The following is a 25538-nucleotide window of genomic DNA, read 5'->3' on the forward strand; positions in this document are numbered from 1 at the left end:
TAGTTGTACTCTTGAGTACAGAAATGAAAAAGGACAGTCATAGCTTTGGCGGTCCTTTTTCTTTATAAATAGAGCGTTATTTCGCTTGGGTCATTTAACAACACTCTCCGTTGTTAATTAAGCTGTCCTAAGTCTACAGAGATTCAAACAATAAACAGGTGAACGAACATGCCAATTTATAATGCCCCACTTGCGGATATGAAATTTATCCTCAATGACGTTTTCAATGCAGATCAGTTCTGGCAGTCTAATGAAAATCTAGCTCATGTAGACAGTGCGACGGCTGAAGCGATCCTCGAGGAAATGGCTAAATTTGCGCAGAACGTGACCCTACCTTTAAACCGTACAGGTGATGAAGAAGGCGCAACATTTAGCAATGGTGCAGTGACTACACCTGCTGGTTTTAAAGAAGCGTTTAAGCAGTATGCTGAAGGCGGCTGGATTGGCTTAGCGGCTGATGAAGAATGGGGCGGTCAAGGCATGCCAAAAATGCTGACGGTTCTTGCAGATGAAATGCTGTTCGCAACTAATCCATCATTCATGCTCTACCCGCTTCTTTCTGTCGGTGCAGGTATGGCGCTGAACAGCTATGCATCGCAAGAACAAAAAGAAACCTATTTACCTAAAATTTACTCAGGCGAATGGTCTGGGACCATGTGTTTAACTGAGCCACATGCAGGTACAGATTTAGGCATTATCAAAACTAAAGCTGAACGTAACGAAGACGGTACCTATAACATTACAGGGACTAAAATCTTTATTACTGGCGGTGACCACGACTTAGCTGAAAACATCATTCACTTAGTTTTGGCAAAAACTCCTGATGCACCTGCGGGTTCACGTGGTATTTCATTATTCATCGTGCCTAAATTCCTCGTAAATGCAGATGGTTCTGTGGGCGAGCGTAATGCGGCAGGTCCAGGTTCGATTGAACACAAAATGGGGATCAAAGCGTCTGCGACTTGTGTAATGAACTTTGACGGTGCCAAAGGTTACTTGGTCGGTAAAGAAAATGAAGGCCTTGCGGCAATGTTCGTGATGATGAACTACGAACGTTTATCGATGGGTATTCAAGGTTTAGGTGCATCTGAATTTGCCTACCAAAATGCTGCACAGTACGCAACAGACCGTCTACAAGGTCGTAGCGCGTCTGGTGTTCAATCACCGGCTAAACCTGCGGACAGCATTTTAGTTCATGGTGATGTGCGTCGTATGTTGCTTAATGCACGTGCGAACAATGAAGCATCTCGTGCCTTTGCAGTTTACGTGGGTCAGCAACTGGATATCACTAAGTTCTCAACAGACCCTGAAGCGGTGAAAGCAGCCAATGACCGCGTTGCACTGTTAACTCCTATTGCAAAAGCGTATTTAACCGATACTGCATTTAACGCAGTAATTGATTCACAAATGGTCTTCGGTGGTCATGGCTATATTCGTGAATGGGGCATGGAGCAATGTGTACGTGACTTACGTATTGCACAAATCTATGAAGGCACCAACGGCGTTCAGTCTCAAGATTTGATCGGTCGTAAAACCATTAAATGTGGTGGTGCATTCATCGCAGACTACATTACTGAAATCCGTGACTTTGCTAACGGCTTAGATGCAGACCTAAACTTCATTAAAGATGCAACACTCGATGCAGCAACTGAAGTGGAAGAAGTGACCAAGTATATCCTTGAACGTGCTGCTGAAAGTGCAGAGTTCCCGAATGCAGCAGCAGTAGATTACTTACATGCAGTCGGCCTACTCAGCTTTGCCTATATGTTTGCAAGAATTGCCAATGCTGCAAAAGCTAAAGATGGTGACTTCTATCAAAACAAACTTGCGCTTGCAGCTTATTTTGCTCAACGCATTTTGCCTGAAATCGACTTACGTATTGCAAAAGTAAAAGCAGGTGCAGAAGTCATCATGAACTTCTCTGAAGACTACTTCACCAGCCAAGCTTAATCGCTTAAAGACTGAATAAAAAAACGCCTGCTTCGTCAGGCGTTTTTTTATTACTCAGCTTTATTTTTGCTTTTATACGTCATGTGCATGAAATTTGCTTATGATGCAATAAACCACCATCAACATATCAGGAGGCAGCCATGACTAACCGTGACCCTAAAATAGAGAAAATAGAAACCCTCCTCGATAAACTGGGCAATACTGCAGTAGAAAGCTTTCACTATGTGGCTTTATTTATTATTGGCTGTATGGTGATTTGGTCGGCAGGACATACCGTTTATGAGATCCTGACCATTAAACAATATGCCTCGATTGATGATATTTTATTGTTATTCATCTACCTCGAACTGGGCGCAATGGTTGGTATCTATTTTAAAACCAACCACATGCCTGTCCGCTTTTTAATTTATATCGCCATCACCGCCCTCACCCGACTTTTAATTTCCGATATCCAGCATGACCACAAAGCTGATATGGATTTGGTGATTATTACGGGTTCAATTTTAATTATGGCGATTGCAATCTTAGTGGTGCGTTATGCATCGTGGAATTATCCTTCAGTAATTCGGGATAAACATGCCGACAAGCCTTTACCTGAAGGGAAAACACCACGCCCACAAGATGATGAACTCGCTTAATTCTTTATTGACCACTAAAAACCCTCCGTCTAAACAATGGAGGGTTTTCTGTATCAATCAAAGATTCATTTATTTTGAATCCGCTTCTAAAGCGTAGCGTCCATTTTCATAGATCCAGTGCATGCCTTCAGGTGGGTCTGGCAATCCCAAACGTCGCCAATCGGTAATCAGCACATAATCACGGCTTTCAATACTGGAGTCGCCATCCCCATACACATAGCTATTGGTTTCCTGACTATAGGTTGAATAGCTGGGTGCTCGGTAAATAATACTCACACCCGGTCGCATCGGATATCCGCCATGTGGTGGATGGTGTGGAGGTGGTCTGTGATGAGGGGGCTCAATTTGAGGCGGTGATGTAGGTCTGGGCATTGCTCCTTGATACGGCCCAGCATAGGTTGGGAAACGCTGCGTTTGCGAAGTCAGCGGTTTTCCATAATAACGCGTCGCTGGTTGAGCAAAACTCAGTGCAGGACATAAGCTGAGTAAACTTATTCCATAGATTATTTTTAAATATTTCATCATCTTCCTCCACTGAGGTGAATATTATTATTTTAAACCTATTTTATGGATAAAAAATGTACAAGTTATCAATTTTAGATCACTGGCCGTTATCACCACTATAAGGTTTGAAGCAGGATTTCTTTGAAAAGCAAAAAATCGTATATGTTTTCAGTTTATACTTAATCTTTGTTTATAAACGTATTGGATGAACAATCGTGGCTGAATTAAGTTTTGATCGACTCTATGAATATTTTGCAAAAGTGCCCAGTATTCAAAAAAATCTGATTGATGCTTATGGCACAGATGGAAAAAGTGCATGGTGGTTTAAGTTTCAAATTGATGTAGATCACCCGTTGGCATGGCAAACGGTACAAGAGCTGGGACATGTACTGAACTATATTTCGAAAAATGAGCGCCTACCGACGCAGTTTTTACCTGTATCACCGCCGCCGTATATGAATGGTGAAGCCAAACAATTCTTGGCATGGGTCATTCAGTGTAACCACCCTGACTTTCCACCCGATGTCATTTGTGACTGGTTAGAAGCACGTCTACCGAGCCCAGTGGAAGATGCCGAAAAATGGAAAATCAAAACTGATCTACATGAACTCGATAACATGACCGATAAAGATTTGGATCAAATCATCCCGCCAAATCCTGAACAGTAAAATCTTAAAAATTAAATCTCCCTAAATCCCTCTTTAAAAAGAGGGACTTTTCATCTTGCACAATAGAGGAAGTACCGCTTTTCATGAAACAGTAAGAAATGACAAAAGGAATTCAAAATTAAAACGTCGACAAACCACTCCACTCCATAAAGCGGTATAACCCATATTTGAGTTTTGACTCATCTTTATATTGCTCATAGCCCACACTCATTTGACGACCATTTAAGTTCGACCATGCCCCATCAAAATATTGCTGTGCATCTGTAAACACCGCTGCGTTAGACTGGCCAATCACACGTAAATTGGTCTCTAAGTTATAATTATTCAAATTCCGTGCGGTAAAATTCGCTGAACCTAAAATAAGCTCTGCTTCTTGTGCATGGCGTTTTAAAATCATTTTGCTATGGCACTGCTCTCCTTGAGTATTACACCACCGCACTGTAATACCTGCATCGTTAAGCTCAGACGCAACTTGACGATTAGGAATTCCATTCTTTTGACGGCCAAATGCATCTTTATTGAGGTCGAGTAAAATCCGAAGTTTAACGCCGCGGTTCTGCGCATCTTTTAAAGCATTGATAATTTGACGCTCAGACAAATAGAACATCGCCAAATCAATCTGGTCATTGGCTTTTGCAGTATTCAACAAGTTGAGGGTTGCATCTAGGATTGCTTTTTCCGTCAACACCTGTACCTGCGGCTGCGATGGAATTCCTGCAATTTCGCCCAAAATCACCATCGGCACATCGCCCTGAGACATATGTGCCACAGTTTGCTCGGTTTTCAATACATCAATTGCGGTATTGCCTGTCACCAACAGGGCTACATTGGAATGTCGCGAACTGCCATCATGTGGATTCGCCGATGTGACCAAGGTTTTCCAACCTTCGGCGGTATCGACCACCAAAGTTTTGCGGTGATTGGCTTTAAAGTTAAATAAGTTTAAATAACTACGTAAGGTAATTTTTTCATCCCCAAACGGGTTTCTTAACCAACCGCCGTCGGGATTATTGCCTGCGTTTTGACAACAGATATACCAAAAACCAGACCAAATGGGATTCGATGCGCGGAGCGGACGTAAATCGGTTTCAATTACATCCACGCCTGCCTGACGTAACTTACGGTAATGCTCAGGTAATAGCCCGCCATACACCGAGTTAATCGGGTCGGTGATGACTTTGATTTCAATATTCGGATGTAAGCTTCGCTTGACAATCAACGCATCGGTCAGCTGACGAGTCAACGCCCGTTGTGATGCTTGAGATGTCCCCACTTCATCGTTAAACAAGAACATATCCAACACAATCGTGGTTTGTGCATCTTCAATCAGTTTAAACACTGCATTGAAAATATGATGATCTTGTTGCTGTTTGCCTTGTACATCGATGTAGGTTTGATCTGCAATAAATTTGACATCGGCATGACGTAACTTGCCAGTATAGTCCAGCCCATCAGGCAGTGGTTTAACGCTATGGTAAACTGCAGACGTTAAATAAGTCAGAGCCAATAAACCCACCACGACACCGACATAACGGGTCGATGTCCAGTTGAGCTTTTGATGTAATTTTCGAAAGATACGCATAACAAAAAACCTAATCCAATATACTCAGACTAGGTTTTATTGTTTGATTTTTCAAGAGGATTTCTGTTGTCGAACGCTTTGCTTAAATCACTTTAAACAGCGTCTTAGAAACTAAAGTCCAGTCCAACTGTGAAGTTACGCCCCACTTGCGGAATGGTCGATAAGAAAGAGGTATGCGAATAAACCGTCTCATCTAAGAGGTTATTGGCTTTGAAATACACGCGATAATCATTGCCCTGCATATACTGTCCATTATACGCCAAGCCGAGATTCACCATGTTATAACCCTCGGTTTCGGTCTCATAGCTTGAAATTCGATCTTGCTCAAACACATGGTAGTACTCTGCCGTTCCTGACCACGTGTCACTAAAGTTCGCATTCACTTTTGTTCCTAAACGGCCAGCAGGCACCCGCGGAGCATTTTCATTGTCAATTTTGCCACGGACATAATCACCAAAGACACTCATTTTATACACATCATTGATGGTATAAGACGCTTCCGCTTCAGTCCCATAAAAACGTGCTTTGTCTTGGATGTAGTCCACTAGACGGAAGTTTTCGTATCGGTCTGCGGTTTGAGCATAAATGTAGTTGTCATACCAATTGTGGTAAACATGAACATGATAATCAATTTTATCCGTATCGTAATGGAAACCTAACTCTAAGTTATTGGACTTTTCGACATCGAGATTTTCATTGCCACGCTCATAGGTATTGGTTGCAAGATGCTTACCATTAGCATAAAGCTCTTGCGCCAAAGGTAAACGCTCTTGATGTGATCCAACCAAAGACAGCTTATAGTTCGGTGCAAACATCCAATTCACAGCACCCGAATAAGACACGGCATAATCATCATAGTCTTTTCGATCTGACTCAATATCAATCGTCTGCTGATCGACACGTGCCCCTAACTCAAAATGGAAGTCATTCCACTGTTTATGTTCTAAACCAAATACGCTCCACTTTTGCGTCTTGGTCGGTTCTAAAATAGACTCTTCACCCGTGATATCTAATCTTTGTTGATTGTACTGTACGCCAACCACACCTTCCCAATCCGCAATCGGCTGATGCACCAGTTCTAGACGCGCATCATACCCTTTACTTTTAAAGGTGGTTGCAACGCTATCACCTTCAATTTCATCATGTTGGTAGTCGGTATAACTGGCATGGGCACGTAACTTCTCAAACCCTGCAATCGGATTTAAAATTTCTGTACGGAAGTCATAACGCTCCGACTTTAAGTCAACCCAAGGCCCTGTCTCATGTTCGTCATGCGCATGGTCGTGTCCTGAGTGATCATGTTCATCCGTATGTCCATGATTATCGCTCCCGTCACAGTGCAAATGATCCTCATGCGGATGACAGCTCTCATATTCATGGCTGTGCCCAGGTAAACCGTATTGATCTTGACGATTGGTATAGGCGATACCCGCAAAACCACGCTCACCAATCCATGAACCACCAACACTAACGGTTTCACCTTTGGCAAAGGTATTTCCAACACGACGTTCTTTTTCGAGTTCACCTTCATGCTCATGGAAATAGTTCGGCGCAATATAGTCATTCGCTTCACGCTTTGAACCTTCAACCCGTAGAGCAAACTGACTGCCCAAAGCAACCGTTGCCCCAGCACTGGCCAACTTTTCATCACTGCCAGAGTTGTAGCGTAATCCAGCCGTACCTTCTAAACCTTTTTCAGGCATGCTGGTTGGAATTTTTTGATCGGTGACATTGACCAAACCGCCCACGGTACCTGCACTATATAACAGGGTTGAAGGGCCCCGGATGATTTCAATTTGTTTGGCCAAAATCGGATCGACCGTCACGGCATGGTCTGGCGATAAACTCGAAACATCGGCTGTTTCTGAAGCATGTTGTAAAACTTTCACGCGTGGGCCATCTTGACCTCGAATCACGGGTCGACTTGAACCTGAACCATACTGATTTGAATATACCCCCAACTCATCGGCCAAAGCATCCCCAATGGTCGGTGCGCGTTCTTTTAAACTTTTTTGCCCGATGACCTGATCGGCGACTGCAAAATCAGCAGCGGTCTGAACGAGTGGATGTGCTTGGCTGGTCAACGTTTCAAGTTGTTGTGTTGTTGTGTCATCTGCAAAAACGGCAGGTGCGACCACCGCCAAAATAGAGAGCGTTATCAAATTTTTATGGAAAGCCATGGAACTCACTCAAGCGTACAATTTTTGAATATTGTTATAATATAACATTTCAAATTCATTGCAATAAAAAAACATTCCAATCATAGAAAAAAGATAAACTGCCCTATCCATCTAAGTCGATGCCAACGCCAACAGATCAATGCCCTTTACCATTTCACATGCCGTTCTCGCACCTCCCTTAGCCAAACTCAGTGGTAACCGATTACCGATTGCTGCCATTGCTATTGGCAGCATGACCCCTGATCTTTATCGACTGTTTACACAAGCCAATTCAAATACTACCCACTACTGGACTTCACTGATCCATCCCGATCTTTGGATTGGACTCAGTTTTTGTGTCTTGTGGTACGCGCTATTACGGCCCTGTTTTTATCGTTTTTTAGGCATTCAGCATGAATTAAGGCTGAGCAGTATGCTGCGTTTTTTTAAATTTTCTGTGGCCGTTATTCTCGCAATACTGCTCGGCACAGCAACGCATCTGTTATGGGATGGACTCACCCATGTTGATCACCGAACTTTATTTGGACATGCATTTTTAAGCCAAAAGATCTCTTTGTTAGGGCACAACTATCCGCTACACCGCATTTTACAAATTGGCACATCGGCACTGGCCCTCCCCTTGTTGGCGTGGATGAGTTGGCGTTATTACCAAACCTATCAGCAACATTTTCCAGTGAGTTTAAAAATCAAACGCTTTGCGATGGGACTGTTCATACTGAGCCTTTTGGGCGGTTTAGTCAGTGTTTGGGACTATGCACGTTATATCCCCACACAAGTTTGGCAGTCAGACCTGTATTATTTTACTGGGCGAAGTATTAATGAGTTTAGCCAAATCGCTTTGCTAATTTTGATCTTTGGCTGCATTCTGTTTTTATTTTTAGATCGAGACTATCGTTTAGGCTGAATTTAGACCAACGCTTAAATGCTATTTCATGCCTTTTTTAAGCTATACCTTGAGAGTCAAAGCCCAAAGAGGCATAATCCTACCTTTATTTCTGGCGGTACGCTGTTTACGTATTCGCTACCTTTAGCCATATAGTTGGATTTTTAACGCCATGATGCGAACTCATTACTGCGGTTCTTTAACCGAAGCTCAAATTGATGAAACAGTAACCCTCTGCGGTTGGGTACACCGTCGCCGTGACCACGGTGGTGTCATCTTCCTTGATATGCGTGACCGTGATGGTCTTGTGCAAGTGGTTATTGACCCAGACACTCCTGAAGCATTCGCAACTGCAGACAAAGTACGTTCAGAATTCGTATTAAAAATTACAGGTCGTGTACGTCGCCGCTATGCAGGCACAGAAAATGCCAATATGGTGAGCGGTCAAATCGAAGTTTTAGGTAAAGAAATCGAAGTTCTTGCTGCATCAGAAACTCCACCGTTCCCATTGAATGACGACAACACCAATATTTCTGAAGAAATTCGTTTGAAATACCGTTTCTTGGACATCCGTCGTCCTGAAATGTTAGATCGTTTACGTTTCCGTTCTAAGCTAACCAACCTCATTCGTAACTACTTCGAAGACAATGGTTTCTTAGACGTTGAAACTCCGATTTTAACCCGTGCAACGCCTGAAGGTGCGCGTGACTACTTAGTGCCAAGCCGTGTTTCAAATGGTAGCTTCTACGCACTTCCACAATCACCACAATTATTCAAACAATTGTTGATGGTGGGTGGTATCGATCGTTACTACCAAATCGCAAAATGTTTCCGTGATGAAGACTTACGTGCAGACCGTCAGCCTGAATTCACGCAAATCGACGTTGAAACATCGTTCATGAGTGACGATGACATCATGGATTTAATGGAAACCTTGACCGTTAAGATGTTCAAAGAACTTCTTGATGTTCAATTCGATAAATTCCCACGCATGACGTATACAGATGCTATGCGTGACTATGCATCGGACAAACCAGACTTACGTATTCCTTTGAAATTGGTTGACGTTGCAGACCTGATGCAAGAAGTTGAATTCAAAGTATTCGCAGGTCCAGCGAAAGATCCTAAAGGCCGTATCGTTGCATTACGTGTTCCAGGTGCAGGCTCTTTACCACGTAGCCAAATCGATGAATACACGAAATTTGTCGGCATCTATGGTGCAAAAGGTTTAGCGTACATCAAAGTAAACGAGCTTGAAAAAGGTATCGAAGGCTTACAATCTCCAATCGTGAAATTCATTGAGCCAATCGTGCTTGATCTCTTGAAACGTGTTGGCGCAGAAAATGGCGATATCGTGTTCTTCGGTGCAGACAAAGCTAAAGTTGTGAACGATGCCATGGGTGCTTTACGTATTAAAGTCGGTCATGACTTGAAAATGTCGACTTGCGAATGGGCACCGCTTTGGGTGGTTGACTTCCCAATGTTTGAAGAAACAGATGATGGCAAATGGACTTCTGTTCACCACCCATTCACGCTGCCTAAATCAAGCGTTGAAGATGTGAAAAATAACCCAGGTGCTGCACTTTCTGTGGCTTATGACATGGTGTTAAACGGTACTGAAATTGGTGGTGGTTCACTACGTATTCATAACCTAGAAATGCAAAAAGCAATTTTTGAAGCATTAGGTATTGGTGAAGAAGAAGCAGAAGAGAAATTTAGTTTCTTACTCAACGCATTACGTTACGGTGCTCCTCCGCATGGTGGTTTAGCATTCGGTCTAGACCGTTTAGTCATGCTCATGACAGGTGGTGCGTCTATTCGTGACGTGATTGCATTCCCGAAAACCAAAACTGCTGAATGCCCATTAACGCAAGCACCTGCACCAGTTGAATCAAATCAACTACGTGATTTAGGTATTCGCTTACGTGAAAAACCAAAAGCTGAAGAAACAAAATAATCTTTAGATTTTGATTAAAGAAACCCTGCCATGCGCAGGGTTTTTTCATTCAAGACCAGACCATCCATTCCATAGATATTATTTTCGCTTCAAATTTTCCAAAATTTCTTTTGAACTTTTGATCTATCCCCCTTACAGTGATTCACGATAGTCTATATTTTATTGCAGCCGTTCTTGCACTAAATCATTCTGTTGATTTATTCATTTATTTTGTTCTTAAGATGCTCATCTTTTTTTGATTTTATCTATCTTAGATTTTTAAGTCTCTTTGCAAAATTTTCTCTCATCTCATCTTTTCAAAAGATTTCTGAGTCAAAATATGGCTATTTATTATCTACTTAAAATCATCTCACTTTTTCCATTGTCCTTTTTACAATGCATCGCACGCGGAATTGCACACCTGCTTTACTATAGTGACTCTTCAATTAAGCGTATCACCACCATTAATCTGCAGTTGGCCTACCCTGAACTCGACCCAATAGCACTCCAGAAACGTGTTCATCTCAGCATTCAAAGCCAGTGCCAGACCTATATTGAATTTTTAAAATGTTGGGGAATGCCACCACAATACAACCTAGATTTATTAAAAAATATTCAGGGGGAATCTGTTCTAACAGAGGCTTTAGCCAATAAAAAAGGCGTGATTGTGGTCATTCCTCATTTTGGTTGTTGGGAGCTGTTAAATGCATGGTTAAATGTCTATACGCAACCCATGATTATGTACAAACCCTATAAAATTAAAGGTGTTAATCGCTATATTTTAGCTGCACGGCAAAAGTTTAATGCAACCCTTGTTCCTACTGATGAAACAGGGATTCGTCAGATTTTTAAACACCTCAAGCAAGGTGGGTTAACTGTTGTTTTACCAGATCATCTGCCAAAACCGAGTGGAGGTATTTATTCATATTTTTTCCAGCAAAATACTTTGTCCACGACACTGGTCTCTAAAATGGCAGCTAAAACGCAATGCAATGTGATTGGATTAAGTTGTATTCGTAATGCTGACGCAACAGGTTTTGATGTGTACTGTACTGAGCTATCTCAAGATATTTTATCGACAGATCTACAGCTGTCGGTGGACAGTTTAAATCTTGCCATGCAAGACATAATTAACCAAGCACCTGAACAGTATATTTGGTCCTATAAACGTTTTAGAAATTGTTATGGCAATATCAATGCTTATCAGATACAGCCACCAATGTAGGCTCCACAAACTCGCACATGATCTCAAGCAGTGCGAAAGCAATAATTTATGTTATTTGCTAAAGGCCTGAATAGAATACTTTTATTCATTTGAGATCAATTCTCAGCAGTGGCATAATAGCGCACTGTTTTAGATAAGTTGTGAGCAACCAAATGGCTATGCGCCCTGAAGTCCGTCGTCGTGGTATTGTGCTAATTGTGTTTGCAATCGTACAATGGTTTTTCATGCGCTATATTCTAGACAATCAATTATTTAATTTAACCACCTATGACCGTATTGTCTTTTTCTGTGTAAGTAGCCTTGCGGGTGCTTTTGTCATTTTTGTCGGTTTAATTTATATGGTCTTAAAGGGAAATGCGGATAAGGAATAATTTCCTATTTTTAGACGATTTGGTTGAATATCTATATGTTTGTTAGTGTTATTGTTCCTTGTTATAACCATGCTCCGTACTTAAAACAACGCATAGAGAGCATATTAAATCAGACCTATCAAAATTTTGAACTTATCTTATTGGATGACGTGTCTCCAGACGAAAGTGCGGAAATTCTACTCTCATATAAAGACCATCCCAAAGTATCACACTGCATCATCAACGAAAAAAATTCAGGTTCTACCTTTCACCAATGGAATAAAGGGATGCAGTTGGCTCAAGGTGAGCTGATCTGGATTGCTGAATCTGATGATGTTGCAGATCTTAGCTTTTTAGAAACCTTAGTTGAACCTTTTCAACAGAATCCAAATCTTGTTTTAGCGTATAGCCAATCCCATCGGATGGATAGTCAGGGTAAGATTACTGGCTCATGGAAAAGCCATACCGATGATTTAGATTCAGAATTATTTAAACATGATTTTGATATGAATGGCTGGGAATACATTCATCGTTTTCTCAATATCAAAAATACGATTCCAAATGCCAGTGCAGTACTATTCAAAAAGCAAACTTATCTTCAAATTGAGGGAGCTTGCTCCCATCTCAATTTAATTGGGGATTGGTCTGTATGGGCAAAAATTGTCTCTCGTGGAGATATCCACTTTTCTAGTCGCTGTTTAAATAATTTTAGATACCATGCGACTAGTGTCATCGCGACTGCCAAACAAACATCTGGGCCGTTTCGTCTTCGTCGACAAATTATTTTATTCAGATCAGAAATTTCTGATTTTTGGCAACAACACCTATTAGACTCAGAACTCACCCCTCGAATTTATAAAAAGAACAAAATATTCTTATACAAAGAAGTAGTTCGCAATTGTTCTTTTGCAATTCGCCGGAGACACTTTGAAGAAATCACTCCTACAATACGTGATGCCTGCAACATTTTACCAGTTTATTTACTCCCTATTTTTATGTTTAAAATGGCTATAAAGTTGATATATTCAATTATTTTTGACGCACCTATAAAAAAATTGTTAAAAAAATAAATTCATCGTTTAAATACTTCGCTATATTTTATTAATATTGAATATGAAACGTTATACTTATAACTGTGCTCTCTATCTTAACTCTAATTAAGACGCTGTATTTTCATGAAAAAATTTATTAATACACTACAATACATCATTTCAACTCAAGGTAGTACAGGTAAAGCATGGCAACTTTACAGAAGAGAGTTTGTTCAAAATGGGAAAGATGGTGTTCAATCTTTATGGCATAAGCATCGTGGAGAGCTAAACTTTAAGCGCTGGAAATACGAAAAAAATAAATCGATTACTATTATTGCCACACCGCACACCATATTTATTGCTGAACTATTATCACAAGCTTTAGACAAAGCTGGACTTCTGTATCAAGTAAAAATTGGCACCAACTTTAAGAGCTTTGATGACTCTTTTCATATCCTTGTTTGTCCTCAGAGCTTTAAGAAACTTCCCGAAAGCTATATCTCCTTTCAGATGGAGCAAACTGTTTCAGACCGTTGGTTCGGTCCGAAAAATATGCAAAAACTGAAAAAGTCATTATTAGTGATGGATTATTCACTGAATAACATCAGTTATTTAAACCAACGCTTCCCTCTTAGCCATATTTACTACACCCCGATTTCACCTATTGATTTGGCAAGTGAATCAAGTGATGACCACGAATATGACGTGCTATTTTATGGAGATACAAACAACCAACGCCGTAAAATATATTTGGATGCGCTGCAAAAAAAGTTTAAAGTAAAAATCATCAATAATGCTTTTGGTGAAGAAATTTGGGATGCTATACGCAAAGCCAAAGTTGTAATTAACATTCATTACTATGAAAGTGCTCTGCTTGAAACCACACGTTTATATGAATGCCTTTCCAATCACGCATTGGTTATTTCAGAAAAAAGTTCCGACTTTGAGCAACATACAGATCTCTGCGGTTTAGTTGATTTTGTTGAAATTGGTGATGTTGAACACATGCTCACAAGAGTACAGTATTGGAAAGAGCAGACCGAGATATATCTTGAGCAAAAAAGTCGTATCAAAGAGTATGTGCAAAAAGATCAAAATCTCTTTAACTTTTACTTTTATCGCGTCCTCTTATCGCTTGAATTAATTGATTTCGATACACTCTATCAACTGACAAACCAAACATGGAATCCAACCTCAAAGTTCTGGTGCTTAGGTCTACCTGAGTCAACAGAGCGACAAGCCGAATTTCATAAAGAAAAATCCAAAATTTCAGCTATTTGGAGCTTTCCCGGTATCCGCCATAAAACACCATGGGTTGGCTGTGGTCTAAGTTATAAATACATACTGCGCTATGCACGGGATCACCAATGGAACAACATAAGTATTTGTGAAGATGATGTGCTATTCCCTGAGGATATCCAAAAGAAACTTGAGGATATCCACCATGTTTTAGTCGATAAGTCTCTCAACTGGGATATTTTTTCTGGTCATGTGACCGATTTAAATACCAACACTAACATTCAGTTATTGGACACAGAACAATCTCCAACCTACGTTCAACTTAATAAAACTACAGGAATGGTTTTTAATATCTACCATCAACGTTTTTATGATTATCTACTCAAGTGGGATGAAAATAATCATGATCTTAAAACCAATGCCATAGACCGCTATATAGAAAAAAAATCTAATTTAAAAGTAATTACCACGCTTCCATATCTTGTTAAACATAAAGAAAATGTACGCACTACTCTATGGAATAGAAAACATACAACTCACTTTAGCTATCATGACATGACCCATAATAGTATTAAAGCTATTCAAGATAAAATAGCTAAAACTTAAAGCAAGAAAAAGCCTGATATTTAATCAGGCTTTTTTAATGAAAAATTAAATTAAGCTATATCAGAGCCACATTACATATTTTTAAAATAATCAGCTTCTTTATCCTTATCACTTACCAAGACTTCTTCTATGCCCTCTAAAGGCCAGCCAATTGCTAAAGTAGGATCATTCCAAAGGATCGCACCTTCACTTTCTTTATGATAATAGTTCGTAGTTTTATACAGAAATTGAGTATTGTCTTCCAGTGCCACAAACCCATGGGCAAAACCCTCAGGAATCCAGAACATAGTTTTATTTTCTGCACTCAGCTCTACACCAACCCATTCACCATAAGTCTTTGACTCAGGTCGAATGTCAACCGCAACATCCCACACTTTTCCTTGTACTACACGTACAAGTTTGCCTTGTGCATAGGGTTCGCGTTGAAAATGCAACCCACGTAACACTCCTTTTTGCGAAAGCGAGTGATTATCCTGTACAAAAGTAGGAATAGGTAAATTTAACTCTTTTAATGCAGTTTCAAATCGCTGTTGATGGAAGCTTTCCATAAACCAACCGCGATCATCCCCAAAAACATTTGGATGTAGAATCAAAAGACCTTCTATTTTAGTGGTTTCTACTTTCACTTCAACTCTTCCAACAATTTAAACAAATATTGCCCATATTCTGTTTTTTTCAACGCTTCAGCACTTTCAGTTAGCTTTTCTCGAGAAATCCAACCTTGCTGAAAACCAATTTCTTCGAGACAAGCCACTTTCAACGACTGACGTTTTTCAATCGTGTATACAAACTGTCCAGCCTCTAATAACGACTCATGGGTACCTGTATCTAACCATGCAAAACCGCGACCCAAAAGCTCAACATTTAAGGAGCCATCTTTTAAGTAGGCATTATTAATGTCAGTAATTTCTAACTCACCACGATGTGAAGGCTTGACTTGTTTCGCAAACTCAACCACGCGGTTATCGTAAAAATATAATCCTGTTACAGCATAGGGCGATTTCGGCTGCGTTGGTTTTTCTTCGATACTCAAAACTTTACCAGAAGGGTCAAATTCAACCACACCAAAGCGCTCCGGGTCTGTCACATGGTAGCCAAATACCGTAGCACCATGCTCAAGATCACTCGCTGCTTTTAACTGTTTACTAAAGTTTTGACCATAATAAATATTGTCTCCTAAAATCAGGCAAACATGATCATCACCAATAAACTCTTCCCCTATGAGGAATGCCTGAGCCAAGCCATCTGGAGAAGGTTGAACTTTATAACTCAGCGCAATACCAAATTGAGAACCATCCCCTAAAAGTTTCTCAAAGTTTGGTAAGTCCTCTGGTGTTGAGATAATCAAAATCTCTTTTATGCCCGCCAACATCAGCACTGATAAAGGATAATAAATCATCGGCTTATCATAAATAGGCAACAGTTGCTTCGATACCCCTTTCGTAATAGGGTGCAGACGAGTTCCTGAGCCTCCAGCAAGAATAATACCTTTACGTTTTAAACTCATTTCTTGAGTATCTCCACTAGTGTTCTTTCTACACCTAACTGCCAATCAGGCAAATATAGGTTAAATGTATTTTGAATTTTTTGATTATTCAATCTTGAATTATGTGGTCGTTTGGCTGGTGTCGGATAAGATGATGTCGGAATAGGATGAACCTGTTTGACCACTAAGTTTTCACCCAACAATTGTGCCTGTTCGAAAATAAACTTGGCATAACCAAACCAGCTTGTTTCTCCACTTGCAACCAAATGATAAATCCCAGTCTTAGCTTGCGAGGATTGAATTTGCGGTATGATCTGTGCAGTGACATCTGCAATCAGTTCAGCCGATGTCGGAGCACCAATCTGATCATTAATCACCGAAAGTTCTTCTCTATTTTGAGCAAGCATCAACATCGTTTTAAGGAAGTTTTTTCCTTTCGCTGCATACACCCAAGATGTTCTAAAAATTAAATGTCTGCAACCTGAATTTACAATCGCTTGCTCGCCCAGTACTTTGGTTTGACCATAAGTATTGATCGGTTGTGTATTATCATCCTCAGTAAATGCATCAATCCCATCACCATGAAAAACATAATCGGTCGAGTAATGGACAAATAATGCATTAATTTGGGTACATGCCTCGGCAATTTTTTGAACCGCAATATGGTTTACGATATCAGCAGTGACTTGATCTGTCTCTGCCAAATCAACAGCCGTATATGCGCTAGCATTCACAACAATATCTGGTTTTATCGCTAAAATTGTTTGAACAACATCTTCTGGTAGACTTAAATCCCCAGACCACTCATTTAAGCCATGTCGATCAAGCGCTATCAGCTCCCCCAACGGTGCTAAGGAACGTTGCAACTCCCAGCCTACTTGACCATTCTTACCCAATAATAAAATTTTCATGCGTTAACCGTGATAATGTTTTTCTAACCAAGATGTATACGCTCCACTTTGTACGTGTGAGACCCATTCTTGATTATTTAAATACCACTCAACGGTTTTACGTAAACCCGTTTCAAATGATTCTTCTGGTACCCAACCTAATTCATTTTGAATTTTAGATGCGTCAATCGCGTATCGAACATCATGACCAGGTCGATCTGTAACATAGGTGATCAAGTCTTTATAATGCTGAATCCCTTCAGGTTTATTTGGTGCTAACTCTTCAAGTAAATTACAAATACTGTGGACCACATCAATATTGGCTTTTTCATTGTGACCACCAATATTATAGGTTTCCCCCACAACGCCCTCTGTAACGACTTTATAAAGTGCGCGTGCATGATCTTCAACAAAGAGCCAGTCACGGATTTGCTGACCATTACCATACACAGGCAAAGCTTTAGCCTGTAGTGCATTTAAAATCATCAGGGGAATAAGTTTTTCTGGGAAATGGTAAGGGCCATAGTTGTTGGAGCAATTCGTTACAATCACAGGCAAACCATAGGTACGGTGCCATGCACGTACCAAATGATCTGAACTCGCTTTAGATGCCGAATAAGGTGAGCTTGGAGAGTAAGCAGTCGTTTCCGTAAATAAATCTGTAGTCCCTTCTAAATCACCATAAACCTCATCGGTCGAAATATGATGAAATCTAAATTTTTGTTTTGCATCATCATCCAAACTAAACCAGTATTTACGCGCTGCTTCCAAAAGCTGATATGTACCAATGATATTGGTTTCAATAAAATCCAATGGGCCTGAAATAGAGCGGTCCACATGTGATTCAGCAGCCAGATGCATGACGGCATCAGGCTTGAAGTCACCAAATAAAGTATCTAATGCTTCCCTATTGCAGATATCTGTATAACTGAATTGATATCTTTCATGGTTTTCCACGAGAGCAAGTGACTCAAGGTTACCTGCATATGTCAACTTATCGACATTCAGTACAGTATGATTGGTGTTTTTGATTATATGACGAATTACAGCAGATCCAATAAATCCTGCTCCGCCAGTCACAAGAATTCTCACGCGGCCTCCTCAATTTCTTATTCAATATTAAATTTTCGCGATTCTAGCATATGTTCAATCCCGACCTATCCTTGTCAAAATGGTTTCACGTATTATTTTCTTTTCAGGCTTTCAATTGATGTTTTTTTGATTTCCTCTACGTTACTTGGACACAGTCTTTTAGAGCATGAAGATGTAGCTTTGATGCAACACACATCGTGTTCATGCAACTTAGATTCGTCTGTATTTAAAATTTCAAAAGCCGAACAATGATTTTTCGGATAACCCTTGTATACTAGTCAGGCGATGACTGCTTCCCTCTCAAATAGATTAATCATGATCCAACTATCCATTCTTATTGTTAATTATAATACTGAGACTTTCATTGAAAGCTTACTCATTGATTTAAAAAAACAATCCATACAAAAAAATGCTTTTGAAATTATTATTGTGAACAATGTTCAAAATACACTGCTCAATGAGGTTATCGAAAAAAATACTAAATTACATGACCTAAATATTAAGATTATCAGCTCTGAAAAGAATGTCGGATTCGGGCGAGCAATGAACCTCGCTGCAGCGCATGCCGAAGGTGCCGAGTTATTAATAGGCAATCCAGATCTAAGAATGCTACAAACAGATTATCTAGAACAACTATTAAAACATGCAAAACAACATCAGAATTATGGCGTCATTACTACACGCCAACTCAATGATGACGACAAAGATACTTCCGAATATAAAAACTACGAATTTGGTCAAAACCTAGGGTATGAGAATCAAACCAATTGGCTTTGTGGTGCACTCCTGCTGATACAAAAAACAGTATTTGATCAAATTTTTGGTTTTGATCCTGATTTTTTTATGTATTGTGAGGATGAAGATCTCTGTCTCAGAGTTAAAAAATTAGATCTCCCTTTAATCAAAATCAATGAATTAAAAATTTATCATAAAGGTGGATCAAGCGAGCCACTAAAAGACTACGCGTTTTATCATCGTTGGTTTAAGTCAAAAATCCTGTTTGCGTATAAACACTACCCTACGGATATGTTTCATGAAATTCTCAACAGCTTAGAAAAAAAATCAACATCAAAAGCTCGCCTCTATGGGCTGATTGCACTCAGTAACATAAAAAAATATCAGTCAAGAAAAGACAAATGGAATGCAATGAAAGATTGCATTCAAAAAACAAAAGCAGAATCAGTTGATTGGTTGTATTTTAAATCAGTATAAAATGATTTAGCCGCAGTACATGACTGCGGCTGAAATTATTTAAATTCAATCGTTTTCTTATAGCGTGAAGTCTGTAATTGCTGATTTAAACGCTTCCATTCGCGTGCTAATTTCTCGCCAAAGGTACGTGCTTTGCTTTCAGTCTGACGACGCTCCACACGCTCATTTTCCAGCATGCTACCAAACTGATGCTCTTGAGCTTGGTCATATAAATAGCTCTGGATACATAAAGCAGGTTTCATCTGATACAGTCGCATATCCTGCGTATGATATTGCGGATCAAATAAAAGATGATCCAGCGGCTCTTTAATTTCAGCCTGTCTTAATAATGCCATCAAATATTGTGCGGCATTTAAGCTTAGAATATAGCCTGCTGCCCCAACATGTCTTCCCTTCAGCTTAAACAGACTACGCTGTTTTCCTAAATCTAACCCTTGGCGTTCGTGTAGAATTTTTTTTGCAAACGCTTCAAGTTTAATGATCTGCCAATCGGACTGAATCCAAGTGTCGCTACTGAGAAAATAGTCAGCATTCTGCCCCAAATACACATCATCTTCAAAAATAGCCAAATGAGGAATGTGCTCATCTACCATTTTTTGCCAAATCGAGACATGACTCATAAAACAAGCCAATTCACCTGGACTTAAAAAGTCTTCCTGAATATTAAGCTGCATTTTTTCAGCTAGAGGACGTGCTAAATCGGGCGTTAGCGCATCGAAAAACTCAAACCCAATTTTTTGTTTGCCAAACTCTTGCACGATGTGCTCACGACGCGCTGTGGCTGTCTTTAAGCTGATGACTATATTTTTCATATCAATACTACTTATTTCGATGCAACCAAATGCTTTACAGCATAAAACTTATCACGCCACATCCGTTTTTGTTTTTTAAGGCCGTGAGAAAAACTACGCCCTTCTTTTTCTTTACGAGAAATACCTTGTGCTGCCACGGTGCCCAAGATATCACTATCCAAGCCAGCAGGTTTCACTAAAGCAGGCCACACGCCTAAACCCTTCCCATTTTTACTGAGCCATGTTTGAAAGAAAATATCGACAGGCATGGTCATTTTTCTCCCAGCTTGCATAAATGCTTCTGCACCTTGACGTGACCACACCAAACCTAAACCACGAATAGGAAAATAAAAAGCATGCCACAAACTCATACCATCAACATTCGTAATATCTTTAGCTAGCTTTTTCTTTTTGGCTGCAATATTAATCAGATACCAATCCAGTTCTTTATGCTGATCAAGATACTCAATCACACCATCAAGCTTGTCTTTAAAGTCTTGGTTGATTTTCATATCATCTTCAAGTACCACCAAATAGTCAGCATCCGTACTTAAAAATTTTTCCGCACAGCCATAATGACTTAAATAGCAGCCCAATTCCGAATTCATCAATCTGCGACCGAGCACGTCATTCGCCCCTTGATCATCGTAGTTTACAAATTCAGTTAACTCTTTACCACGTCCATCGACTGCAGAAAAGCGTTCAAAAGGCCAGTTGACTTGATTCAGCTGCTGAGTTGCTCTTTCAAGTCGTTCCTGACTGCCGTCCAAATTAATCAAATAAGTAACAACTTTCATCATGAACCTTTAAACTAAAACTGAATGGGGCAAATAGCCTGCTAATTTTTCCTGCATAGCCGTACTGATTTTATTCGCAGCATCACTATCAAGCTGATCTAAACTCTGTATACAACCGTACTTAATATCAGGATTATGCAACGCTTGTATAAAACTATTCAAACTGTCCTGATTTTTAAGGTAGGCCAATTCAAGATCTGGTTTCAACTCTGCCTGCTGTTTTTGAATCTTAATGTGGTTCATTAATGAAATGGGATTCAACTGCTCTACACTACGAAATTTAAACTTGATCTGAGTTTCTAAAAGCTGTGGATGTTCCAGCAAATAATCTTTTAATGCGTGACGATCTACAATATGTGGATAATGATGGATTTCAAAAAATTTATTGAATCCCAAAACATCCGCACCAAGCATCTGCGCAATCATATGTTTCGGCTGAATTGGCTTTCCAAATTGGCGACTCATCAGCTGACGATATTTGAGCTTTGCCTTGAGTGCAAAACTATTCTGCCAATGACCATAGATCACCAAGTTTTCCGCTTTTAAAAAGTCTTCGACTTGTGCAGGCGCATTAAAAAAGAAATCATCATTCAGATAAATAAAATAATCTGATAAGCCTTCAATATTCCAAAGCATACTTTCAATGGAACGGGTATTGAAGGTCGGTAAATGCTCTTCAAAACCTCTAAAAATTTCTCGGTGATCAACCACACGAATTTTATCGGCAGCGCACAAACCTTGCGCTGCAAATTCATCGATAAACTCAGGACGCTGACTATCTGCCACCACATAGATATGTCGACAGAACGGTACATATTTCAAAATGGAAGCGATGTTATAATAAATTTCGTTATTACTGGCAAAGCGCGTCGCACTGACTGCGTCAGATGCATCTTCACCAGTCAGATATTTATGACGTTTCTTTTTTAATTCAAGATCATTGCCATCTACCCAGGCAATCACGATATCAATATTTTGCATTCACTTGATCACTTCAAAATCTGAGTCTAATAGGCATTTATTGCCAAGCATCCTTAATCCACTGTGAAGGCAATACATAACGATACCATTTTCCACCACCACCATTAATAGCATCAGGTGGATTGATTTCACCATGGAAAATAATGACCTTAACCCCTTCAGGTTTTACAGGGGGTTTAAAGTATGCCAACGGAATTTTTTGCAAACAGTGATATTTGTAACTCTTACACCAACTATCAGGCCAGTAAGAAAGTTTTTTCTCTTGATCGACATACCAAGACAAATAAGCTTGCTCATTGCGGAATTTTTGACGAATTTCATCAAAATGCTCCCGAAAATAAGGCATCAGTCCAGGGAAAGCACCCAGTTTAAAACGGTAAACCGAGCTGTTGCCTGTAATCCGCCAAGGACGTTTCCAGTCATGAATAATTAGGAAGTCCCCAGGATGGGTAAAGAAACTGTCAATATTGTCAACAATCACCACATCCAAATCTAAAAAGAGCGCATTACCTTGTAAACCGTACAAGTCTGGCTCGAATGTAGACAATTTATTCCAACCTCGTTCAGGACTTCCCTCTGGAAGCGCTAAAGGTGGAATGGGAAAACAATCAACTGCAGGATCGATCCCTTCGGTGCGGTCTGTTAGACAAACCATTTTAAAATCAACCGTGGTGTGACGCTTCACCATGTTATATAAACGATTGACGTACTCGGCCCCATATTTGGTGCCCCATTTCATGCATAACACAATATTTTGATCTGTCTGTGTTTCAGCCTGTTTTGACAACGAGTCGTTTACGTTTTCCAGCATGTTCTATCATCCACCAGCATTCTGCGTTGTATCATAACATTTCTTGCAATAAGTTAGTGTATGGCTTTTTCAAAGCCCTCATAATACTCAAAAATAGTTTGTGCTATGATACGGAGTCGCTTAGATAAATCCTTTACAGGGTTCACTTAGCTCTCATATGAAGAATATATAATCAGGTTGATATGAAAATAGCAGTTGCAGGCACAGGTTACGTCGGCCTTTCTAATGCCATGATCTTCTCACAACACCATGAAGTGATTGCACTAGACATCATCGACACGAAAGTTGACATGTTGAATCAAAAAATCTCCCCGATTCAAGACACAGATATATCAACATTTTTAAGCGAGAAACCGCTCAATTTTCGTGCCACAACTGACAAATATGAAGCCTATCGAGGCGCTGATTTTGTCATCATTGCAACACCCACCGACTATGATGTGCAAACTAATTATTTCAACACGCAGAGTGTGGAAAGTGTTATTCGAGATGTCGTCGAGATTAATCCTCAGGCAACGATGATTATCAAATCAACCGTGCCAGTGGGCTTTACGCAAAAAGTCAAAAGCCAGTACAACACTGACAATGTGATCTTCTCCCCAGAGTTTTTACGTGAAGGCAAGGCTCTGCATGACAACCTTTATCCCTCTCGGATTATTGTTGGTGAAAAGTCAGAACGTGCTCAATTGTTTGCAGATATGCTGATCGAAGGTGCAATCAAAAAAGACAGTCCTGTATTGTTTACTGACTCAACTGAAGCCGAAGCGATCAAGTTATTTGCCAACACCTATCTCGCGATGCGTGTCGCTTACTTTAATGAACTCGATACTTATGCCCAGTCTTTCGGTCTAGACACTCGTCAAATTATTGAAGGCGTATGTTTAGATCAACGCATTGGCAATCATTATAACAACCCATCGTTTGGCTATGGTGGCTATTGTCTACCAAAGGATACAAAACAACTTCTTGCCAACTACAATCAAGTGCCAAGTAACCTGATTCAGGCTATTGTAGATTCTAACAGTACCCGTAAAGACTTTATTGCAGACTCTATCATTGCAAAAAATCCCAATACTGTCGGTATTTATCGTTTAGTGATGAAAAGTGGCTCCGATAACTTCCGTGCCTCCGCAATTCAAGGCGTCATGAAACGCATCAAAGCAAAAGGCATTGATGTGATTGTTTATGAACCAACCTTAAATGAAGATGAATTTTTCAAATCCAAAGTCATTAATGATTTAGAACAATTTAAACAACAAAGTGATGTCATCATCGCCAATCGCAAGTCGCAAGATTTAAGTGATGTTGAGGATAAAATCTATACCCGGGATATTTTTGGAGGCGATGAATGAACGTTTTAGTAACAGGCGCAGCAGGGTTTATCGGCTTTCATGTCTCTAAAAAACTACTTGAACGTGGTGATAATGTTGTCGGTTTTGACAATATGAATGATTATTATGATCCTGCTTTAAAGCAAGCTCGTATCGACTTATTACATCAAACTGCTCAGCAAAGTGCTAGCCAATTTGACTTCATTCAAGCCAATCTTGCAGATAAAACAGCAGTTGATCAATGCTTTCAACAACACCAGTTTGACCGTGTGATTCACTTGGCTGCACAAGCAGGCGTGCGCTACTCACTTGAAAATCCAATGAGTTATGTAGAAAGTAATATTATTGGCTTTACCAATATTATTGAAGCTTGCCGCTATGCGAAAACACCACATCTGACCTATGCCAGCACCAGCAGCGTATACGGTGCAAATACCACCATGCCTTTTAGCGAGCAGCATGGCGTAGACCATCCTATTCAGTTTTATGCAGCAACAAAACGTGCAAATGAATTAATGGCGCATAGCTATAGTCACCTATTTCAATTGCCAACCACAGGCTTACGTTTCTTTACGGTCTATGGACCTTGGGGACGCCCCGATATGGCGCTGTTTAAGTTCACCAAAAACATCATTGCGGGTCAATCAATTCCCGTATTTAACCATGGTAATCACACCCGCGATTTCACATTTGTCGAAGACATTGCTGAAGGCGTGATTCGCTCAAGTGATCAAATTGCTGAGGTCAACCCAAATTGGGACAGCAATCATCCAGATCCAGCGACCAGCAATGCGCCTTTCCGTATATTCAACATCGGCAATAACAATCCAGTGAAACTCATCGAATATATTCAAGCAATTGAAAAAGCCGTTGGCCAAGAAGCCATTTTAGAATTACTCCCACTTCAAGCAGGTGATGTACCTGATACCTTCGCAGATAGCAGCGCTTTAGAAAAAAGTGTGGGGTATAAACCATCTGTTTCTGTTGAAGATGGTGTGAAACAATTTGTAGATTGGTATCGCGACTTTTATCTGGTTTAAATAAAAACCACTATCTAATTAATTAAACCAATCTAAAATAAAACCCTAATTACACAGTAGTTAGGGTTTCTAAATACAAGTCTATTTAAATTAAATTGTAGATTATTACACCATAAAATTTTTCTTACCAAATCACCACCCAACACAAAACAGTCTCCTATACCCATAAAAATTCTTTGAGATAAAAAAAACCTATCCTTCGGTTGAAGATCCTCAACTAAATAAACGAAACTTATTTTTAAATAGCAACATCTTAGCAATAGGATAACTTTTACTTATACTCGCTGAGGTTAATGAAAATGGCTTTTATTAAAA

General features: G+C 39.9%; 23 protein-coding genes. 12 read left to right on the plus strand and 11 right to left on the minus strand.

The features are described from left to right. The first annotated feature begins 168 nt into the window (after nucleotides 1–168). Nucleotides 169–1950: an acyl-CoA dehydrogenase C-terminal domain-containing protein gene (locus PTT44_RS15840; protein WP_168159448.1), complete on the plus strand. Its 1782-nt coding sequence runs from the start codon at nucleotides 169–171 to the stop codon at nucleotides 1948–1950. A 140-nt stretch (nucleotides 1951–2090) separates the two neighbouring features. After that, complete coding sequence (locus tag PTT44_RS15845; protein ID WP_004983586.1) at nucleotides 2091–2588, plus strand: phosphate-starvation-inducible protein PsiE; 498 nt, start codon at nucleotides 2091–2093, stop codon at nucleotides 2586–2588. Nucleotides 2589–2657: 69 nt separating this feature from the next. Here PTT44_RS15845 and PTT44_RS15850 read toward each other — a convergent pair whose 3' ends face one another. After that, the gene (locus PTT44_RS15850; protein ID WP_228260969.1) at nucleotides 2658–3113 is read right to left on the minus strand and encodes an RcnB family protein; all 456 of its coding nucleotides are present in this window, start codon (nucleotides 3111–3113) and stop codon (nucleotides 2658–2660) included. 194 nt (nucleotides 3114–3307) lie between these two features. Here PTT44_RS15850 and PTT44_RS15855 point away from each other — a divergent pair, with 194 nt between their 5' ends. After that, entirely contained in the window at nucleotides 3308–3760 is a 453-nt protein-coding gene (locus tag PTT44_RS15855) for a hypothetical protein (protein WP_058870278.1), read from the plus strand. Between the two features lie 118 nt (nucleotides 3761–3878). Here the strand turns inward: PTT44_RS15855 and PTT44_RS15860 are convergent, their stop codons facing one another. After that, complete coding sequence (locus PTT44_RS15860) at nucleotides 3879–5342, minus strand: phospholipase D family protein (RefSeq protein ID WP_168159449.1); 1464 nt, start codon at nucleotides 5340–5342, stop codon at nucleotides 3879–3881. Between the two features lie 104 nt (nucleotides 5343–5446). Next, complete coding sequence (znuD, locus tag PTT44_RS15865; protein ID WP_168159450.1) at nucleotides 5447–7522, minus strand: zinc piracy TonB-dependent receptor ZnuD; 2076 nt, start codon at nucleotides 7520–7522, stop codon at nucleotides 5447–5449. A gap of 139 nt (nucleotides 7523–7661) precedes the next feature. Here znuD and PTT44_RS15870 point away from each other — a divergent pair, with 139 nt between their 5' ends. From PTT44_RS15870 to PTT44_RS15895, 6 genes are all read left to right on the plus strand, one after another. Further along, entirely contained in the window at nucleotides 7662–8426 is a 765-nt protein-coding gene (locus PTT44_RS15870; protein WP_168159451.1) for a DUF4184 family protein, read from the plus strand. A gap of 151 nt (nucleotides 8427–8577) precedes the next feature. After that, the gene (gene aspS / locus PTT44_RS15875; protein ID WP_005401682.1) at nucleotides 8578–10362 is read left to right on the plus strand and encodes an aspartate--tRNA ligase; all 1785 of its coding nucleotides are present in this window, start codon (nucleotides 8578–8580) and stop codon (nucleotides 10360–10362) included. A 319-nt stretch (nucleotides 10363–10681) separates the two neighbouring features. After that, complete coding sequence (locus PTT44_RS15880; protein WP_168159452.1) at nucleotides 10682–11566, plus strand: lysophospholipid acyltransferase family protein; 885 nt, start codon at nucleotides 10682–10684, stop codon at nucleotides 11564–11566. 152 nt (nucleotides 11567–11718) lie between these two features. Continuing rightward, the gene (locus PTT44_RS15885; protein WP_004983573.1) at nucleotides 11719–11937 is read left to right on the plus strand and encodes a hypothetical protein; all 219 of its coding nucleotides are present in this window, start codon (nucleotides 11719–11721) and stop codon (nucleotides 11935–11937) included. A 35-nt stretch (nucleotides 11938–11972) separates the two neighbouring features. Further along, nucleotides 11973–12986: a glycosyltransferase family 2 protein gene (locus PTT44_RS15890; RefSeq protein WP_168159453.1), complete on the plus strand. Its 1014-nt coding sequence runs from the start codon at nucleotides 11973–11975 to the stop codon at nucleotides 12984–12986. A 105-nt stretch (nucleotides 12987–13091) separates the two neighbouring features. Further along, on the plus strand, nucleotides 13092–14792 hold the full coding sequence (locus PTT44_RS15895; protein WP_168159454.1) for a hypothetical protein: 1701 nt from the start codon (nucleotides 13092–13094) through the stop codon (nucleotides 14790–14792). 71 nt (nucleotides 14793–14863) lie between these two features. Here the strand turns inward: PTT44_RS15895 and rfbC are convergent, their stop codons facing one another. From rfbC to rfbB, 4 genes are read right to left on the minus strand one after another with little or no spacing between them, the layout of a single operon-like run. Beyond that, a complete protein-coding gene (rfbC, locus tag PTT44_RS15900; RefSeq protein WP_168159455.1) occupies nucleotides 14864–15418 on the minus strand; it encodes a dTDP-4-dehydrorhamnose 3,5-epimerase in 555 nt (184 codons plus the stop codon). After that, nucleotides 15415–16299: a glucose-1-phosphate thymidylyltransferase RfbA gene (gene rfbA, locus PTT44_RS15905; RefSeq protein WP_168159456.1), complete on the minus strand. Its 885-nt coding sequence runs from the start codon at nucleotides 16297–16299 to the stop codon at nucleotides 15415–15417. The genes rfbC and rfbA overlap by 4 nt, the downstream gene beginning before the upstream one ends. Beyond that, nucleotides 16296–17189 (minus strand): dTDP-4-dehydrorhamnose reductase, encoded by an 894-nt coding sequence (rfbD, locus tag PTT44_RS15910; protein ID WP_168159457.1) that lies wholly within the window; start codon nucleotides 17187–17189, stop codon nucleotides 16296–16298. Before rfbD ends, rfbA begins: the two co-directional genes overlap by 4 nt. A 3-nt stretch (nucleotides 17190–17192) precedes the next feature. Next, on the minus strand, nucleotides 17193–18260 hold the full coding sequence (rfbB, locus tag PTT44_RS15915; RefSeq protein ID WP_168159458.1) for a dTDP-glucose 4,6-dehydratase: 1068 nt from the start codon (nucleotides 18258–18260) through the stop codon (nucleotides 17193–17195). A gap of 315 nt (nucleotides 18261–18575) precedes the next feature. On the opposite strand from rfbB, the gene PTT44_RS15920 reads away from it, so the two are divergent. Continuing rightward, nucleotides 18576–19472, plus strand: a complete 897-nt coding sequence (locus PTT44_RS15920) for a glycosyltransferase family 2 protein (RefSeq protein WP_216076761.1) — start codon at nucleotides 18576–18578, stop codon at nucleotides 19470–19472. Between the two features lie 35 nt (nucleotides 19473–19507). Here the strand turns inward: PTT44_RS15920 and PTT44_RS15925 are convergent, their stop codons facing one another. From PTT44_RS15925 to PTT44_RS15940, 4 genes are read right to left on the minus strand one after another with little or no spacing between them, the layout of a single operon-like run. Further along, the gene (locus tag PTT44_RS15925) at nucleotides 19508–20284 is read right to left on the minus strand and encodes a glycosyltransferase family 25 protein (RefSeq protein ID WP_168159459.1); all 777 of its coding nucleotides are present in this window, start codon (nucleotides 20282–20284) and stop codon (nucleotides 19508–19510) included. Nucleotides 20285–20295: 11 nt separating this feature from the next. After that, complete coding sequence (locus PTT44_RS15930; protein ID WP_168159494.1) at nucleotides 20296–21060, minus strand: glycosyltransferase family 25 protein; 765 nt, start codon at nucleotides 21058–21060, stop codon at nucleotides 20296–20298. 9 nt (nucleotides 21061–21069) lie between these two features. Next, on the minus strand, nucleotides 21070–22041 hold the full coding sequence (locus PTT44_RS15935) for a stealth family protein (protein WP_168159460.1): 972 nt from the start codon (nucleotides 22039–22041) through the stop codon (nucleotides 21070–21072). Nucleotides 22042–22078: 37 nt separating this feature from the next. Continuing rightward, nucleotides 22079–22852, minus strand: a complete 774-nt coding sequence (locus tag PTT44_RS15940; RefSeq protein ID WP_148825491.1) for a glycosyltransferase — start codon at nucleotides 22850–22852, stop codon at nucleotides 22079–22081. A gap of 182 nt (nucleotides 22853–23034) precedes the next feature. On the opposite strand from PTT44_RS15940, the gene PTT44_RS15945 reads away from it, so the two are divergent. Next, nucleotides 23035–24204, plus strand: a complete 1170-nt coding sequence (locus tag PTT44_RS15945; protein ID WP_148825490.1) for a nucleotide sugar dehydrogenase — start codon at nucleotides 23035–23037, stop codon at nucleotides 24202–24204. After that, nucleotides 24201–25223 carry an NAD-dependent epimerase gene (locus PTT44_RS15950; protein ID WP_168159461.1) on the plus strand — a complete coding sequence of 341 codons (1023 nt, stop codon included), beginning with the start codon at nucleotides 24201–24203 and terminating at the stop codon, nucleotides 25221–25223. Before PTT44_RS15945 ends, PTT44_RS15950 begins: the two co-directional genes overlap by 4 nt. Nucleotides 25224–25538 lie beyond the last annotated feature (315 nt).

The sequence above is a fragment of the Acinetobacter sp. Gutcm_16 genome (assembly GCF_028649355.1).
Classification (GTDB): Bacteria; Pseudomonadota; Gammaproteobacteria; order Pseudomonadales; family Moraxellaceae; genus Acinetobacter; species Acinetobacter johnsonii.